The sequence below is a fragment of the Halomonas salipaludis genome, from assembly GCF_002286975.1.
Taxonomy (GTDB): Bacteria; Pseudomonadota; Gammaproteobacteria; order Pseudomonadales; family Halomonadaceae; genus Franzmannia; species Franzmannia salipaludis.
In genome coordinates this window covers 17,326-33,238 of sequence record NZ_NSKB01000003.1, presented here as the reverse complement: position 1 = coordinate 33,238, position 15,913 = coordinate 17,326, and the positions used below count along the sequence as shown (strand labels likewise).

Sequence of the window (15,913 nt, the reverse complement as noted above, 5' to 3'; positions counted from 1 at the left end):
ATATGGGATTTTAGTGTAGGCCATGACGCAAATGCATGAGAGTGAAAGCGGCGCCCACGCCAGCGGCGATCTCGGCAGCCAGGTGCTGTCGAGCCGGGTGACCGAGCTGCGCAAGAAGCGCCAGATGACCCTGGAGCAGCTGGCGGCGGCCTCCGGGGTCAGCCGTTCGATGCTGAGCCAGATCGAGCGCGGCCGCGCCAATCCGACCCTGGCGGTGACGCTGCGTATCGCCCAGGCGTTCGGGCTTAATATCGGCGAGCTGGTCGACCAGCCGTGGGCGGCATCGCGCATCGACGTGGTGCGCAGCGACGATGCCAGTCAGCTGTTCCGCGATGACCAGGAGTGCCGTATCCGCACCCTCTCGCCGCTGCACCTGGAGAAGCGCATGGAGTGCTACGAGCTGTGGCTGGCGCCCCACGCCCGCCTGCACAGCGCCGCCCACTTCGAGGGTACCCGCGAGCTGCTGAGCATTACCCAGGGCCAGGCGCGGGTGGCATCGGGCAGCCACCGCTGTGAACTCGGCCAGGGCGACTCGGCGCACTATCACGCCGATGTCGAGCACACCATCGAGAACGTCGGCGATACGCCGCTGCTGGCCTTCCTGGTGGTGACCTACGAATAGCCGGGCATGAAAAAGCCCACCGCGAGGGTGGGCTCGATGCCTGGCGAGTGGCTTGGGCCGATCAGCCCTTGCTGGCGCGCTTGCGCTCGTTTTCTTTGAGGTGCTTCTTGCGCAGGCGGATATGGTTGGGGGTGATCTCGACCAGTTCGTCGGAGTCGAGGAACTCGATGGCCTGCTCCAGCGAGAACTTCACCGGCGGCGTCAGCACGATGTTCTCGTCGTTGCCGGTGGAGCGCATGTTGTCGAGCTTCTTGCCCTTGGTGGGGTTGACCACCATGTCGCTGGCGCGGTTGTTGATGCCGATCAGCATGCCTTCGTAGACCTCGGTGGCATGGTCGATGATCAGCTTGCCGCGCTCCTGAAGGGCGTAGAGGGCATAGGCCAGGGCCTTGCCGTCGACCATCGACACCAGCACGCCGTTGCGCCGCTCGATGGAGGCGTCGGGCTTGAGCGGGCCGTAGTGGTCGAAGCGGCTGGTGAGGATGCCGGTGCCCGAGGTCAGGGTCAGGAACTGGCCGCGGAAGCCGATCAGGCCGCGCGCCGGGATCATGAAGTCGAGGCGCACGCGGCCCTTGCCGTCGGGGTTCATGTTGGTCAGCTCGCCCTTGCGGTAGCCGAGCTCTTCCATGATCGCGCCCTGGTGCTGCTCCTCGCAGTCGATGATGACCTCTTCGTAGGGCTCCTGCTTGATGCCGTCGACCTCGCGGATGATCACCTCGGGGCGGCCCACGGCCAGCTCGAAGCCTTCACGACGCATGGTCTCGATCAGCACCGAGAGGTGCAGCTCGCCGCGGCCCGATACCTTGAACTTCTCCGGTGTCTCGCCCGGCTCGACGCGCAGCGCCACGTTGTGGATCAGCTCCTGGTCGAGACGCTCCTTGATATTGCGGCTGGTGACGTACTTGCCGTCGCGGCCGGCCATCGGCGAGTCGTTGACCTGGAAGGTCATCGACACGGTGGGCTCGTCCACCGACAGCGGCGGCAGTGCCTCGACGTTGGCCGGGTCGCACAGGGTGTCGGAGATCGACAGGTCGTCGATGCCGGTGATGCACACGATGTCGCCGGCGTCGGCCTGCTCGGTCTGCACGCGCTCGAGGCCGAGGTGGGTCATGACCTGGCCGATCTTGCCCTTGCGGGTCTTGCCGTCGGTGCAGATCACGCTGACCTGCTGGTTGGGCTTGACGCTGCCGCGCTTGATGCGGCCCAGGCCGATGACGCCGACATAGCTGTTGTAGTCGAGCGCCGAGATCTGCATCTGGAAGGGGCCGTCGAGCTCGACCTTGGGCGGCTCGACGATATCGACGATGGCCTGGAACATCGGATCCATATCATCGGCCAGCTCGTCCGGATCGGGGCCGGCAATGCCGTTGAGCGCCGAGCAGTAGATGATCGGGAAGTCGAGCTGCTCATCGGAGGCGCCGAGGTTGTCGAACAGGTCGAAGATCTGGTCGATGACCCAGTCGGGGCGTGCGCCGGGGCGGTCGATCTTGTTGACCACCACGATCGGCTTGAGGCCCTGGGCGAAGGCCTTCTGGGTCACGAAGCGGGTCTGCGGCATGGGGCCGTCGACGGCATCCACCAGCAACAGCACCGAGTCGACCATCGACATCACGCGCTCGACCTCGCCGCCGAAGTCGGCGTGTCCCGGGGTGTCGACGATGTTGATGTGGTAGTCGTGCCAGCGAATCGCGGTGTTCTTGGCCAGGATGGTGATGCCGCGTTCCTTCTCCTGGTCGCTGGAGTCCATGATGCGCTCCTGCCCCTCGGCCTTGCGGTCCAGGGTGCCGGACTGGCTGAGGAGCTTGTCGACCAGGGTGGTCTTGCCATGGTCGACGTGGGCGATGATGGCAATATTCCTGATTTTCTCGATGTGAGAACCAGTTACGTCTGTGCTCATAGGGTTGTAGCTCGTCTTTATGTACGCACCTATGTACACGGTCTTGTAACGTACCCTAGGCGCGGGGTAGGGAAGGTTGGTGGCGCATTGTACAGACTCGGCGCGCGGGGTAATAGCACTATGGCGCGGGGCCGGCGCCAGAGGGGGCCGGCTGTGTGCGGATTACGCCTAGAAGCGCCAGGTAGCGCCCAGCAAGGGGCCGCTCATCTCGATATCCAGCCGGGTGCCGTTATCCTCGTAGCGAAGCTCCAGGTGGCGATAGCCGGCGGAGAGGTATAGCGCATCGTTGAGCCGGTAGTTGAGGCTACCCACCGCTTGCCAGGTCGCGTCGGAGCCGACGCCGAAGCCGCCGACGTCGGCATACACAATCGCCGACCAGTCCGCGGTGAAGTCGCTGCGCAGCCTGGCGGCCAGCAGCGGGTCGACCCAGCGCTCGGACTCGGCGGCGCTCAGGCCGAGCGCCGGTACGTCTACCGACGCCCGGGCTCGCCATAACCGCGCACCGGCGAGCAGGTCGACGGAGAGGTCCGGCGCTTGCACGACCTGATAGCCGGCCGCTGCCGTCAACGATGTCTGCCGCGCCCGCCCCTCGATGCTCACGCCTGGCGCCAGGCTGGCGCTGGTGCTCAAGGAGGCGTGCGAGATATCGCCGAACAGCACCAGGCGATCGCGTCGCGCGGTGGCGTGCAGGAAGAACGCCGCGTCCAGCTCATCGAGGATATCGCCAAAGGATTGCCGGGTGCTTAGCGTCGGCGCGCTGGACGTGGGGCGGATGTCGCCGGCCAGGCTCGGCATCCACACATAGGGCGTCACCTGGCCGCGCCAGGTATCGGCCGCGACGGTTGCCGAGAAGATGCCTGTGAGCAGCACGGCAACCAGCAGGCGAGTCTTCATAGGGAGTCCTTGTAGATGCGGCCATCCTTCATGATCAGGCGCAGGTTGCGCTCAGGGTCATCGAGAAAGTCGAGGCTCGCGTTGGGGTCGCCGTCGACCACCAGCAGGTCTGCCAGGGCACCCGGTATGAGTCGCCCCAGCTGACCCGGGTAGGGGTTGCGGGGCCCCGACAGCGCCAGCAGCTCGGCATTGCTGCCGGTCGCCATGGCCAGCACGTCGAGGGGCGCGTAGAAGCGGGTCAGCTTGGCCAGCTGCCGGCCCTGGCTGGGCGTGTTCTGGGGACTGAACAGAATGTCGGTGCCCCAGGCGGTCTTAATGCCGAAGCGCTGGGCCATCTCGTAGGCACGCAGCGTTCCCTCGGCCACCTGACGCTGGCTCTCGCGACGCTCGGCATCGGGGTAGACGTTGGCGTCCTCGTCCTGCAGGAAGGGCTGCAGGCTCCACCAGGTGCCTTCGTCGGCCATCATCCGCACGCTGTCCTCGTCGGCCAGCTGGCCATGCTCGATGGATTTCACCCCGGCCGAGATGGCGCGCTGAATGCCGCGCGGCGTATAGACATGCGCCGTTGCGTAGGTCCCCCAATCATCGGCTGCCTCTACCGCGGCGCGTAGTTCACGCTCGGAGAACTGGGTGCTGTCGAGCGGATCGTAGCTCGAGGCAACGCCGCCGCCGGCCATCAGCTTGATCTGCGAGGCGCCCAGCATCAGCTGCTCGCGGGTGCGTTGCAGCACTTCCGCTTCGCCGTCGGCGATGGCGCTCACGCCCATCAGCTCGCCAGCGCTGAGTGGCGTGGTCGTGCCTCGCGGTATCTCGTGGCGCATACGAAAATCGCCGTGGCCGGAGGTCTGCGAGATCATGGCGCCGGCAGGAAAGATGCGCGGGCCGTGGACGATGCCCTCGTCGATGGCGCGCTTCAAGGCGAACGCCGGACCTCCTACGTCGCGCACGGTGGTGAAGCCGCGCAGCAGCGTGCGCTCCGCCTCCTGGGCAGCCACCAGGTGCACGTAGCCCGGGTCGGCGGTCATTGCCGTGGTCTGGGTGATGGCCGCCAGGGTGGCATGCCAATGGGCATCGATCAGCCCCGGCATCACCACCCGTCCGCCGCAGTCGATACGTTCTACTTCCCCGGTTTCCGCCTGGGCCGGCAGGATTTCCTGAATGCGCCCCGCGTCGACCCGTATCGAGACATCATCGCGCAGTGGCGCACCGCTGCCATCGAACAGCCGCAGGTTGGTCAGCAGAATGGGGGGACCGTTACCACGCGGCTGGGCGCCAATCACGCTGGGCGTCCGCAGTCCTGCAAACAGCGCCATGACGGCGGCGCTGCCGCCGAGAAACTGGCGCCGGGTAAGATCGGCCATGATGCGCTCATGAAAGCGTTGCAGCAGCGGCGATCCGCACAGGCAGGCGCCAGTGGCATGCCCGCCGTGGGACGGGCATAGAGAGGGCTGGGCGAATACAGGCATCAGGAATCCTCCACGTGAAACTTCACTATAGAAGAGGCGCTGGAGGTCTGGGTATGAAATGGCAGACTACGCTGCGCCCGGCGGGTGTGCCGTCTCTCAGTTCACGGTGGCACGGACATCGATGGGCTGCCAGCTGCTCAGCAGCCAGTCGTAGAGTCGCCCGGGGCTTTGGGCCACCGGCTGGCTGATGGGGATGCGCGGGATCGCCAGGGGGTCGAGCTGCGGGACCAGCCAGCCGCCGCGCCCGGCCAGCGCCTGGCGCACGCCGCAGCGGCGGGCCAGGCGCCGCAGCCGCGCCGAGGGTTGCTCGTCGGGGTAGGCGAAGGCCTCCAGTGGCGCCTGGCAGAGTCTTGCCAGGTCGTCGCGGGAGCGGCGAATATGCCAGCAGACCCGGGCATCGCTGAGCGGCTCCAGCGACTCCGACAGCACGCCGTGGGCGCCGAAGCGAAATAGCCCGCCGTGCTCCAGACGCCTGACGCTGAACGGGTCGAGACCGTGCGGCGGCTGGTCGAGGTCGGGGTAGAGCGCTTCGGCCGTGGCGTTGACCGTCAGCGGGTCGTACTGTCGCAGCTGGGTCAGGTAACCCAGTAGGGCTTCGCTATAGGCGTGACCGGGATGGGCCGGGGGCAGCGGTGGCGCCGGCAGCCCGGCGTCGCAGAGGGCGTCGTGGATGCGCTGGGTCGCGCGGCCTTGCCATAGCCCCTCGCCGATCACTTCCCACCATACGCCGCGCGGGCGGCCGAGCAGGCCGGTGGTAACGAAGATGCTGGCCGGCAGGGCGTAGTGCTCGAGCAGCGGTGCGGCGACCTCGGCGTTGTCACGCCAGCCGTCGTCGAAGGTCAGGGCGATGCAGGCGCGCGGGTCGTGGTGGGGCTTCAAGGCGGTGTCGAGACAGACGATGCGCGATACCTCGACCAGCGACATCAGCAGGTGCTTGAAGCTCTCCGGGCCGAGGCAGTAGGGCGCGCGATGTGGCAGCCGGGCGGCGGCTTCATCGGGCAGTACCCGGTGCAGCACCAGGATCGCACGGCGTCCCTGCAGCGGCACGCGCAGGCTGCGCCGCCAATGCCCACGTAACCGCTGGGCCATGTCCAGGGCGAGGTTCCAATGGGTCATGGCGAACCTCCTGCACGGATCGTGTCTTCTGATGTCAGTGTAATGCGCTTGGTCATATTGCGCGCATTGGTGGACTACAGCGGGAACTCGAGTACCCGTGCCTGGCAGGCGCGCAGCCGCACCAGCAGGTCGCTGTGGGCACTCTCGTCGAGGCTGGGGTCGAAGCCGCCGATGCGCTCGAACCAGTCGCGCCGTACGCACAGCGTGCCGGCCCCCGACTCGCGCTGCCAGAGGCGCTTGAGCCCCTGCGGTAGAGGACGCCGACGCGGGGTGAGCAGTACCGCGTCCCACTGATGATGGGTCAGCAGGTGATCGACCTTGTCCAGCCAGTCGGCGATCAGATGCATGCGTGGAGTGGGGAAGATCAACGTATTGATCGGCGTGCGGCGTACCGCTTCATTGCCGCGGGCGCCGATCGAGCGCAGCGGTACCGGCTCGAAATGCGCGCCGATGCGCCGTGTCAGGGTCGCCAGGGAGTCATTGTCATCATCGCTGACCACGCGGATATCGACCTTGTCGGGATAACGCGCCACCGCATGGTTCAGTGTGGCCAGGCAGCGCGGCAGACGCGCGGCCATCAGCCGAGAATCGATAATGATGCAGTAGGCGTCCATCACATCGTGCCCTTAGCGCATTGCCCCGGCCGAGAGAGTGGCGGCTAGGCGGCGGATCGGTCGCGTCATGCTGGCGCGAGACGCAAGCATGTTCTTGTGTAAGCGATAGTAGCCTTTGGTTTCAAAAGGTATCAATCATTTTGTCGGCTGATTTTTCTAGCGGGGGACGCCGAGGCGTGACTGATGTCGGTGCATGGCCACAATTACGTTGTATATAACGGTTTTGCACCACGATGATGCGTTGGCTTTATTTTTGCACCCATATGGTTCAATCGGCACCCTGTCAGGCTGCCGGATGGCTCGATGCAAAATCATGGTGCAATATGGCTGAATGGAAAAAATAATTAAAAAACATGTGCTTGACTGTTTTATGCGACATTTTGCGCCATTTTGGCACGCTGCCTGCATTGCACAGTGCAGAAGCATCAACCGAGCCGTCGTCCAAGCTGGCCGTCGTGGGCAAGCAGCCTTCGCCGTGCTACAAACGACGCTGGACACGCAACGCCAATACCCGAGCAACGCTCACTGTGGAGGACACTATGTCTGAGAAGACCCTCGCCCTGATCGAAGAACACGACATCAAGTGGGTCGATCTGCGCTTCACCGATACCAAGGGTAAAGAGCAGCACGTCACCATTCCGGCGCGCGACGTCGACGATGAGTTCTTCGAGAACGGCCAGATGTTCGACGGTTCGTCCATCTCCGGTTGGAAGGGCATCAACGAGTCGGACATGATCCTGCGTCCGGAAGACGGCTCGGCCTTCCTCGACCCGTTCACCGAAGACGCCACCCTGGTGCTGCGTTGCGACATCATCGAGCCGGCCACCATGCAGGGCTACGAGCGCGACCCGCGTTCCATCGCCAAGCGTGCCGAGGCCTACCTGCAGTCCACCGGCCTTGGTGACACCGCTTTCTTCGGGCCGGAGCCGGAATTTTTCATCTTCGATGAAGTGCACTGGAAGGCCGATATCGAAGGTGCGATGTACAAGATCACCTCGGAAGAGGGCGCCTGGTCCACCGACCGCAACGTCGACGGCGGCAACCTGGCCCACCGTCCGCGGGTCAAGGGCGGCTATTTCCCGGTGCCGCCGGTGGATAGCTTCCACGACATCCGCAGCGCCATGTGTAACACCCTGGAAGCCATCGGCCAGAGCGTCGAAGTGCATCACCACGAGGTGGCCAACGCCGGCCAGAACGAGATCGGCGTCAAGTTCAACACCCTGGTGAAGAAGGCCGACGAAGTTCAGGAAATGAAGTACGTGATCCACAACGTGGCCCACGCCTACGGCAAGACCGCCACCTTCATGCCCAAGCCGCTGGTCGGCGATAACGGCTCTGGCATGCACGTTCACCAGTCGTTCTGGAAGGACGGTCAGAACCAGTTCGCCGGTGACGAGTACGCCGGGCTGTCCGAGATGGCGCTCTACTACATTGGCGGCATCATCAAGCATGCGCGTGCCCTGAACGCCTTCACCAACGCTTCCACCAACTCCTACAAGCGCCTGGTGCCGGGCTTCGAAGCGCCGGTCATGCTGGCCTACAGTGCCCGCAACCGTTCGGCGTCGATCCGTATCCCGTACACCGCCAGCCCCAAGGGCAAGCGTGTCGAGGCGCGTTTCCCGGATCCGACTGCTAACCCGTACCTGTGCTTTGCCGCCATGCTGATGGCCGGCATCGACGGCATCAAGAACAAGGTTCATCCTGGCGACGCCATGGACAAGAACCTCTATGACCTGCCGCCGGAAGAGGGCAAGGCGATCCCCACTGTCGCCGAGAGCCTCGACCAGGCCCTCGAGGCGCTGGACAAGGATCGTGCCTTCCTCACCGAGGGTGGCGTGTTCACTGACGACATGATCGATGCCTACATCGAGCTCAAGGAAGAGGACGTGGAGCGCCTGCGCATGACCACGCACCCGGTCGAGTTCGACATGTACTACAGCTGCTGATCACGCGCCGCTGCGGCGGCGCATGGTTGCAGCGAGCAGCAAGCGAAGGGGTTCCGCCACGGCGGAACCCCTTTTTGCACTAGACTATCTGATTCCCCATCCCCCCTCACCTAGCGGACCCGCTCGGGGCGCCACTGGTTGGAGCAAGGTGTATGAGCGTCTCGTTAATCAATGCCGCTCGCTGCGTGCTGCTGGTCGCCCTGCTGGGCGCCGCCAGCGGTGCTCAGGCCACGTCGATCTATCGCACCACCGATGCCCAGGGCAACGTGGTGTTCACCGATAACCCCGGGCGCGGCGGTGAGGAGGTCGAGCTCAACCCGCTAAGCGTGGTGCCATCGGGCCAGCGAGCGCCGGCGCCGCCGGCACCCGCCGAGACCACGCGCCCCTCGTCCGCTTCATCCGAGTCGCTGTCGTCCCCCTTTATGCCCTATTCGACGTTCCGCATCGCCTCGCCGCGCAACGAGGAGACGCTGCAGACCGGTGAGGCCGGCAACCTGCAGGTCGAACTGGGCATCGAGCCGGCCCTGCACGAGGATCATCGCGTGCGGCTACTGGTGGATGGCGCGGTCAGCCAGTCGGCGCTGCATGGCGATGTGTTCATGGTTGGCAATCTCGAACGCGGCGAGCGCGTGCTGCAGGCCGAGCTGCTCGATGCCAGCGGCGAGGTGCGCCATCGCAGTGCGCCGGTAACGCTTTACGTGCAGCGCGCCAGCGTCCACCTGCCGCAGAATCCCAATAACCCCAATTAGCGGCCCTCGCGCCGGGCGCCTCGGTCGCCGTGCCCGGACGGCAGCCCCAGACCCTGCCGCTCGAGTGCGCCGCAGACGAGCAGCATGGACGCCTTCGACCAGGCCGAGCGGGTGCGCGACAACAGTGCGCTCGACTATCGGGCCGGTTCCAGCAGCGCCGCTCGTGATCGCCAGCCCCCGCCGTCGCGGCGCGGAGCCGACGACTGAGGGCGACGATGCACCGCGCTGATCGCTACACTCTCAGCCTTGCACTAATATGGTGCGATAGTGTCTCTTGCACCCTCCTGGAACGCCGACGATAGGCGCTTGCCAGGCTGGCGCGCTTCTTGCACAGCAATAGTGAACTCAAGGACGGCGGAATGCCCCATGTATCAACGTCTGCTGGAACACCTCACCACGGCGGTGCTGCTGCTCGACGGCACCCTGCGCCTGCGGTGGATGAATCCGGCCGCTGAAGCGCTGCTCGCGGTGAGCGTAGGTCGCGTACGAGGCACCCGCCTGGAGAGCCTGGAAGGCGTCGACGGTGCAGTGGCCAGCGTGCTCGGCAAGGCCCGCAGCGAGTTTCACCCCTTCACCCAGCGCGAGGCGGTGCTGGCCCTGGCCGGCGGCGAGAGCGTCACCGTCGACTTCACCGTCACCCCGCTTTCCGATGACGAGCTGCTGCTCGAGATCGAGCCCCGCGACCGGCTGCTGCGGATCTCCCGCGAGGAGGCACTGATCGCCCGCCAGGAGACCATCAAGACCCTGACCCGTGGGCTGGCCCACGAGGTCAAGAACCCCCTGGGTGGCATTCGTGGCGCCGCCCAGCTGCTCGAGCGCGACCTGCCCGATCCGCAGCTGGCGGAGTTCACCCGCATCATCGTCGAGGAGGCCGACCGCCTGCGCGACTTGGTCGACCGCATGCTCGGGCCCAACCAGGTCACCCACCATCAGCCGCTGAATATTCACCGGGTGCTGGAGCGGGTGCGTTCGCTACTGCTCGCCGAGCAGCCGGCGGTGACCATCGAGCGCGACTACGACCCCAGCCTGCCGGATCTTCATGGCGACGAAGCGCGCATGATCCAGGCGGTGCTCAACGTGGCGCGCAACGCGGTGGAGGCGATGACCGAGAGTGAAGTCGCCGCTCCGCGACTGATTCTACGCACCCGTGCGCGGCGCCAGTTTACGCTCGGCGCCGAACGCCATCGGTTGGTTTGTGAGGTGGCGATCATCGACAACGGCCCGGGTATCCCCGAGACCCTGCGCGAGACGCTGTTCTACCCGATGGTATCGGGTCGCGCCGAGGGTAGCGGCCTGGGGCTCTCGATTGCTCAATCGATCCTGCATCAGCATCAGGGCCTGATCGAGTGCGACTCGCAGCCCGGGCGCACCGAATTCCGGCTATTAACGCCACTGGAGGCGCCGCCATGAGCCGCGCTTCCAACGCTTTTACTCGTGCCACGGCTGACCGCTGTCGTGATGTTTTCTGGAGGCTTGCATGACAGATCCTGCCCGTATCGTGATCGTCGACGATGACCGCGCCATTCGCTGGGTGCTCGAGCGCGCGCTGGCCCAGCCCGACCTCGAGGTGGAGAGCTTCGAGCGCGCCGACAGTGCGCTGGACGGCCTGCTGAAACGCCCCCCCGACGTGCTGGTCACCGATATCCGCATGCCCGGCCTCGACGGTCTCGACCTGATGGCCAAGGTACGCGAAGCGCATCCCGACATGCCGGTGATCGTGATGACCGCTCACTCCGATCTCGACAGCGCCGTCGCCTCCTACCAGGGCGGCGCCTTCGAATACCTGCCCAAGCCGTTTGACGTCGACGAAGCCCTAGCGCTGGTGCGCCGGGCGGTGGCCCACGCCCGCGAGCGGCAGAGCCCGGCGGTAGCCCCGGAGGGGCTGTCGGCGGAGATCATCGGCGAGGCGCCGGCGATGCAGGAGGTGTTCCGCGCCATCGGCCGGCTCTCGCAGTCGCATATCACGGTGCTGATCAACGGTGAGTCGGGCACCGGCAAGGAGCGCGTCGCCCAGGCGCTGCATCAGCACAGCCCGCGGGCCGGCAATCCGTTCATCGCGCTGAACATGGCGGCGATCCCCAAGGACCTGATGGAGTCGGAGCTGTTCGGCCACGAGAAGGGTGCCTTCACCGGGGCTACCGCCCAGCGTCGCGGGCGCTTCGAGCAGGCCGACGGCGGCACCCTGTTTCTCGACGAGATCGGCGATATGCCGCCTGACACCCAGACCCGTCTGCTGCGGGTACTGGCCGACGGCGAGTTCTATCGGGTCGGCGGGCATCTGTCGGTTAAGGCTGACGTGCGCATCATCGCCGCCACCCACCAGAATCTCGAGACGCTGGTCGAGGACGGCCGCTTCCGCGAGGATCTGTTCCACCGCCTCAACGTGATCCGCGTGCACCTGCCTAAGCTCGCCGAGCGCCGCGAGGACATCCCGCGGCTGGCTCAGCACTTCCTCGCCGAGGCCGCCCGTGAGCTCTCCACCGAGGCCAAGGTGCTGACCAAGGATGCCGAACAGCACCTGACCCGACTGCCGTGGCCGGGCAATGTGCGCCAGTTGGAGAACACCTGCCGCTGGCTGACGGTGATGGCCTCGGGGCGCGAGGTATTGATCGACGACCTGCCGCCGGAGCTACGCACCACCGAAGGTAGCGAGGCCGCCGCCGGCGACTGGCGCGCCGCCTTCCGCGACTGGGCCGACCGCGCCCTGGCGGCGGGCCACACCCACCTGCTGGAGGAGGCGGTACCGGATTTCGAGAGGATACTCATCGAGACCGCGCTCAAGCACACCGGCGGGCGCAAGGGTGAAGCCGCCGAGTTGCTGGGCTGGGGCCGCAATACCCTGACCCGCAAGGTCAAGGTGCTGCTGCCGGCGCTCGCCGACGGGGATTGACGGCGGGGCAGGGCAATCGCAGTTGCCCCTAAGCGTAGGACGCCGGGGGCAGGCCGAAGAGGAGGTTCTACGCCATGGATGGCGTAGGTAGCGCCCAGGGATGGTTTACAGCGCCTCCTCGCAGGCCTGCCGACGGATTAGTCCGAGCGTGCCGGGCTAGCGAGTGTGCCGGGCTAGCGAGCGTGCCGGGCTAGCGAGCGTGCTGGCCTAGCGCCTGGGGCCCAGCACTGCCAGAATACGCCTCTCAAGGAGGCCTCATCCATGGCGCAGATGCACTGGGAGCGACTGCTCGACCCGAGCCGGCTCAACGATAAGCCGCGTTCGGCGAGTAACGAGATCGGCCGCAGCCCGTTTCACAAGGATCACGACCGGATCGTCTTCGCCGGTTCGTTCCGGCGCCTGGGGCGCAAGACCCAGGTGCACCCGCTGACCGACAACGACCATATTCACACCCGCCTGACCCACTCGCTGGAGGTGGGCTGTGTGGGCCGTTCGCTGGGCATGATCGTCGGCGAGCAGCTCAGCCACCGCCTGCCGCAGTGGATCACCCCGGCCGATCTCGGCGTTATCGTGCAGGCTGCCTGCCTGGGCCACGATATCGGCAATCCGCCATTCGGCCATGCCGGGGAGTATGCCATCCGCGACTGGTTCAAGCGCGCCGAGCAGGACGGCAGCGGGCTGCTGGCCGGCCTGTCCGCGCTGGAGCGCGCCGACCTGTTGACCTATGAAGGCAACGCCCAGGGATTTCGCGTCGTCACCCAGATCGAGTACAACCAGTTCAAGGGCGGCATGCGCCTCACCGGCGCGACCCTGGGTACCCTGCTCAAGTACCCCTGGACCGTGGAGCACGGCGGCGTGGCGGGTAAGTTTGGCAGCTACCAGTCCGAGGCACACCTGCTCGCCGACGTCGCCGAGCGGCTGGGCCTGCTGCCCAACGGCGAGGGGCGCTGGTGCCGCCACCCGCTGGCCTGGCTGGTCGAGGCCGCCGACGACATCTGCTATGCGCTGCTCGATCTCGAGGACGGCCTGGAGATGGGCATCCTGCGCTATGACGAGGTTGCCGAGGTGCTGACCCAGATCGCCGGCGGCAAGCCGCCGGAGTACGACACCATGCTGCGCGACGGCGTCTCCCAGCGGCGGCGTATCGCCGCGCTGCGTGGTGCCGCCATGGAGCGTGCGGTCAGCGACGTAGGGGCGGTGTTCGTGCAGCACGAGGGCGAGCTGCTGGGTGGTGCCCTGGAACACGACCTGCTGGAGCTGTGCCACCCGGATCTCGACTGGGGGGTCAAGGCCGCCAAGCAGCTGGCCCGCGAGCGGATCTTCCAGAACGAGCGCAAGGCCAAGCTGGAGATCGGCGCCTACACCACGCTGGGGATTCTGCTCGAGGCCTTCATCGGCGCCGCTCACGAGCTGCACTACCACGGCGAGTCGAGCTTCAAGCACCAGCGGGTGCTGGCGCTGATCGGTGAAAACACCCCGCGGCCCTCCTGGTCGCTGTACGCCAGCTACCGGCGCATGCTCGACTTCATTGGCGGCATGACCGATCACTACGCCGTCGATCTGGCCCAGGAGATGGGCGGGCGGCTCAGGGGTGACTGAGGTGCGGCGCTGCCTCGCCGGCCTGCTGCTGGCGCTGCTCGGCATGGGCCTCGCCGCGGCCGATTCGCTGGGCCTCGACGGCGAGGGCTTCGATCACTATACCCTGGCCTTGACCTGGCACTCTGGCTTCTGCGACACCCATTCACGGCCGCCCGAGGAGTGCCGCGAGCGCCAGGCGGGGCAGGGCTTCGTGCTGCACGGGCTGTGGCCATCGCTGCCCGAGCGCTTTGCCCGCGACGGCGTCGACCGCCCGCAGTGGTGGCGCAAGGGCTGCTTTATCGAACAGCCGCGTGCCGACGGCAGCTTCTGCCGGGCGCATCCGCCCTTTCAGCTGCCCGCGCCGCTCGCCGAGGCGCTGGATGACGGCATGCCCGGGCGCGCCAGCTGCCTGGATCGCTATCAGTATGCCAAGCACGCCGCCTGCCTGGCGCTGGACGCCGAGGACTATTTTGCGGCCTCGCTTACGCTGCTCGAGCGGGTCAATGCCAGCGCCTTTGCCGACTTCGTCGTGCTCAACCAGGGCGGAGAGGTCGCGCGTAACGAGCTGATCGGCGCCTTCGAGGCGGCCTTCGGTCGCGACACCGGCCGCGCGCTGCGCCTGGAGTGCCGCGGCCGCGGCAACCGCCGGCTCAGCGAGGTGCGCATCGGCATTGCCGTGGATCGGTTGAGTGACTTTCCGGATGCCGAGAGCCTGGTCGAGCAGCGCCCCGGGCGCTGCCATAGCCGCGTGCAGATTCCCGCCGCAGGATAACCTGGGCATTTTCTGAAAGCCGCCGCGCGGGCACTCTTCGGCACGGTGATCGCAGTTGCCTCTAAGCGAAGGAACGCCGGGGACAGGCCGAAGAGGGGGTTTGCGCCATGGGTGAGGAGCATGTCTCCGAACGGGCTGGCCATGGATGGCCAGCACCGGTCCTGTAAGCGGAGCAGGATGCGAGAGCGCAGCAGGGCGCAAGGTAGCGCCCAGGGATGGGTTCACAGCGCCTCCTCGCAGGCCTGTCGACGGATCAGTTCCGAATGGTGCTGACTATCTGCGATAGTCCTGTACGCTTCGGGTGATGGCTAGACGGAAGGCTCCTGCAGGTGCTGCAGCTCGACCAGTGCGGCGCGCTGCATCAGGGCACGGATGGCGCGATCGTGGGTGGCATCGTCGAATGGGCCGAGCGGCATTGCGGCGAGCTGCTCGGCAAGCCGGTCGCCGCCGACCACCAGCAGGTCGTCGTCGGCCTGGCTGGTGTCGATCTCCCAGCCGGGCAGCGCCAGCACCCCCATCACCGGCACCGCGGTGCCGCACTCCTGGGCCAGCCACTTGCGCACCCACTTGACGGCTTGGCGGGTCTTGAGCAGCGGGCGGCGCTCGCTCCAGCCGGGGAAGCGCAGCCGCTGGCGCTCCACGTAGACCTGGTTGCGCCCCTCGCCGCCGGGGTCCACCGGCCAGGTACGCGCCCGGGTCTCGATCACGAACACCCCGTGGGGCGTGACCGCCACATGGTCGATGGTATAGGTGTCAGCGGGGATATCATGGAAGATGTGATAGGGGTGGGCGTCGGGGCGCACCAGGCGCTCGAGTTCCTGGCCGATCACCAGCTCGCAGGCCAAGCCGAGCTTGAGGCGGCGGATACGCTGGTAGTCGCGGATCAGCAGGAAGCAGAATACCATCACCAGTAGCGTGCTGAGCAGCCCGTAGAGGCTCCACTCCACCCAGTCCTGCTGAGTGGCGAACAGCATGCGGCCCATGCCGTAGACCAGCGGCGCGAGTACCACGATGGGGCCCAGCGCGCCATTGAGGAATAGGCTGGCAAAGGCGCGGTCGAGACGGTCGCGCAGCGCCTGACCGGGTTCGCGCAGCGGGTGGGCGTCGAACGGCGAGCGCACTCGGGCATCGTGCAGGTTGCGCAGCGCCAGCACGATCACCGCGGTGGCTCCCAGCGGAAACAGGAAGATCAGCGGCAGTAGATATTCCAGCCAGGCCATCGGCAGCGGTCCTTGCCTAGTGGGATGGATCGCCATACGGCGGGGACGATTGCGCGTTCATTCTAGCTAACCTCGGCAGACTTGGGTGAACAATGTGGTCATTTCCGGCTCCAAGATCACCGTCTGCGGCCAGCCAGGGCAATGCCAAC

14 protein-coding genes are annotated in these 15,913 nt (G+C 66.3%); 8 read left to right on the top strand and 6 right to left on the bottom strand.

Features of this window, described 5'->3' with window-relative positions; all coding sequences use genetic code 11:
• Positions 1–22: 22 nt before the first annotated feature.
• Positions 23–622 (top strand): helix-turn-helix domain-containing protein, encoded by a 600-nt coding sequence (locus tag CK498_RS07745; protein WP_229359005.1) that lies wholly within the window; start codon positions 23–25, stop codon positions 620–622.
• Between the two features lie 61 nt (positions 623–683).
• Here CK498_RS07745 and typA read toward each other — a convergent pair whose 3' ends face one another.
• The 5 genes from typA to CK498_RS07720 form a co-directional block, all read right to left on the bottom strand.
• Positions 684–2,519: a translational GTPase TypA gene (gene typA, locus CK498_RS07740; RefSeq protein WP_095620309.1), complete on the bottom strand. Its 1,836-nt coding sequence runs from the start codon at positions 2,517–2,519 to the stop codon at positions 684–686.
• Positions 2,520–2,687: 168 nt separating this feature from the next.
• Positions 2,688–3,413: a hypothetical protein gene (locus CK498_RS07735; protein WP_095620308.1), complete on the bottom strand. Its 726-nt coding sequence runs from the start codon at positions 3,411–3,413 to the stop codon at positions 2,688–2,690.
• Positions 3,410–4,879 carry a metal-dependent hydrolase family protein gene (locus CK498_RS07730; protein ID WP_217987726.1) on the bottom strand — a complete coding sequence of 490 codons (1,470 nt, stop codon included), beginning with the start codon at positions 4,877–4,879 and terminating at the stop codon, positions 3,410–3,412. The genes CK498_RS07735 and CK498_RS07730 overlap by 4 nt, the downstream gene beginning before the upstream one ends.
• Positions 4,880–4,975: 96 nt before the next feature.
• The gene (locus CK498_RS07725; RefSeq protein WP_095620306.1) at positions 4,976–5,995 is read right to left on the bottom strand and encodes a polysaccharide deacetylase family protein; all 1,020 of its coding nucleotides are present in this window, start codon (positions 5,993–5,995) and stop codon (positions 4,976–4,978) included.
• A gap of 74 nt (positions 5,996–6,069) precedes the next feature.
• On the bottom strand, positions 6,070–6,609 hold the full coding sequence (locus tag CK498_RS07720) for a hypothetical protein (RefSeq protein WP_095620305.1): 540 nt from the start codon (positions 6,607–6,609) through the stop codon (positions 6,070–6,072).
• A gap of 539 nt (positions 6,610–7,148) precedes the next feature.
• Between CK498_RS07720 and glnA the strand changes: the two genes are divergently transcribed.
• From glnA to CK498_RS07690, 7 genes are all read left to right on the top strand, one after another.
• On the top strand, positions 7,149–8,555 hold the full coding sequence (gene glnA / locus CK498_RS07715; RefSeq protein WP_095620304.1) for a glutamate--ammonia ligase: 1,407 nt from the start codon (positions 7,149–7,151) through the stop codon (positions 8,553–8,555).
• Between the two features lie 152 nt (positions 8,556–8,707).
• A complete protein-coding gene (locus tag CK498_RS07710; RefSeq protein ID WP_095620303.1) occupies positions 8,708–9,304 on the top strand; it encodes a DUF4124 domain-containing protein in 597 nt (198 codons plus the stop codon).
• A gap of 84 nt (positions 9,305–9,388) precedes the next feature.
• The gene (locus CK498_RS26690; RefSeq protein ID WP_267873745.1) at positions 9,389–9,511 is read left to right on the top strand and encodes a hypothetical protein; all 123 of its coding nucleotides are present in this window, start codon (positions 9,389–9,391) and stop codon (positions 9,509–9,511) included.
• A 159-nt stretch (positions 9,512–9,670) separates the two neighbouring features.
• The gene (gene glnL / locus CK498_RS07705) at positions 9,671–10,714 is read left to right on the top strand and encodes a nitrogen regulation protein NR(II) (RefSeq protein ID WP_095620302.1); all 1,044 of its coding nucleotides are present in this window, start codon (positions 9,671–9,673) and stop codon (positions 10,712–10,714) included.
• A 67-nt stretch (positions 10,715–10,781) separates the two neighbouring features.
• Positions 10,782–12,194: a nitrogen regulation protein NR(I) gene (gene glnG / locus CK498_RS07700; RefSeq protein ID WP_095620301.1), complete on the top strand. Its 1,413-nt coding sequence runs from the start codon at positions 10,782–10,784 to the stop codon at positions 12,192–12,194.
• A 261-nt stretch (positions 12,195–12,455) separates the two neighbouring features.
• Positions 12,456–13,793, top strand: coding sequence for a deoxyguanosinetriphosphate triphosphohydrolase (locus tag CK498_RS07695; protein ID WP_095620300.1), 1,338 nt, complete (start codon positions 12,456–12,458; stop codon positions 13,791–13,793).
• Positions 13,786–14,544 (top strand): ribonuclease T2 family protein, encoded by a 759-nt coding sequence (locus CK498_RS07690; protein WP_229359004.1) that lies wholly within the window; start codon positions 13,786–13,788, stop codon positions 14,542–14,544. Before CK498_RS07695 ends, CK498_RS07690 begins: the two co-directional genes overlap by 8 nt.
• Before the next feature lie 308 nt (positions 14,545–14,852).
• On the opposite strand, the gene CK498_RS07685 is transcribed toward CK498_RS07690, so the two are convergent.
• Complete coding sequence (locus tag CK498_RS07685; RefSeq protein ID WP_095620299.1) at positions 14,853–15,764, bottom strand: nuclease-related domain-containing protein; 912 nt, start codon at positions 15,762–15,764, stop codon at positions 14,853–14,855.
• Positions 15,765–15,913 lie beyond the last annotated feature (149 nt).

Coding starts and splice junctions, on each gene's coding strand:
- CK498_RS07685 (WP_095620299.1), bottom strand. CDS start 15,764: ATGGCCTGGCTGGAATATCTACTGCCGCTGATCTTCCTGTTTCCGCTG.
- CK498_RS07725 (WP_095620306.1), bottom strand. CDS start 5,995: ATGACCCATTGGAACCTCGCCCTGGACATGGCCCAGCGGTTACGTGGG.
- CK498_RS26690 (WP_267873745.1), top strand. CDS start 9,389: ATGGACGCCTTCGACCAGGCCGAGCGGGTGCGCGACAACAGTGCGCTC.
- typA (WP_095620309.1), bottom strand. CDS start 2,519: ATGAGCACAGACGTAACTGGTTCTCACATCGAGAAAATCAGGAATATT.
- glnL (WP_095620302.1), top strand. CDS start 9,671: ATGTATCAACGTCTGCTGGAACACCTCACCACGGCGGTGCTGCTGCTC.
- CK498_RS07735 (WP_095620308.1), bottom strand. CDS start 3,413: ATGAAGACTCGCCTGCTGGTTGCCGTGCTGCTCACAGGCATCTTCTCG.
- CK498_RS07695 (WP_095620300.1), top strand. CDS start 12,456: ATGGCGCAGATGCACTGGGAGCGACTGCTCGACCCGAGCCGGCTCAAC.
- CK498_RS07710 (WP_095620303.1), top strand. CDS start 8,708: ATGAGCGTCTCGTTAATCAATGCCGCTCGCTGCGTGCTGCTGGTCGCC.
- CK498_RS07745 (WP_229359005.1), top strand. CDS start 23: ATGACGCAAATGCATGAGAGTGAAAGCGGCGCCCACGCCAGCGGCGAT.
- CK498_RS07730 (WP_217987726.1), bottom strand. CDS start 4,879: ATGCCTGTATTCGCCCAGCCCTCTCTATGCCCGTCCCACGGCGGGCAT.
- CK498_RS07720 (WP_095620305.1), bottom strand. CDS start 6,609: ATGGACGCCTACTGCATCATTATCGATTCTCGGCTGATGGCCGCGCGT.
- glnA (WP_095620304.1), top strand. CDS start 7,149: ATGTCTGAGAAGACCCTCGCCCTGATCGAAGAACACGACATCAAGTGG.
- glnG (WP_095620301.1), top strand. CDS start 10,782: ATGACAGATCCTGCCCGTATCGTGATCGTCGACGATGACCGCGCCATT.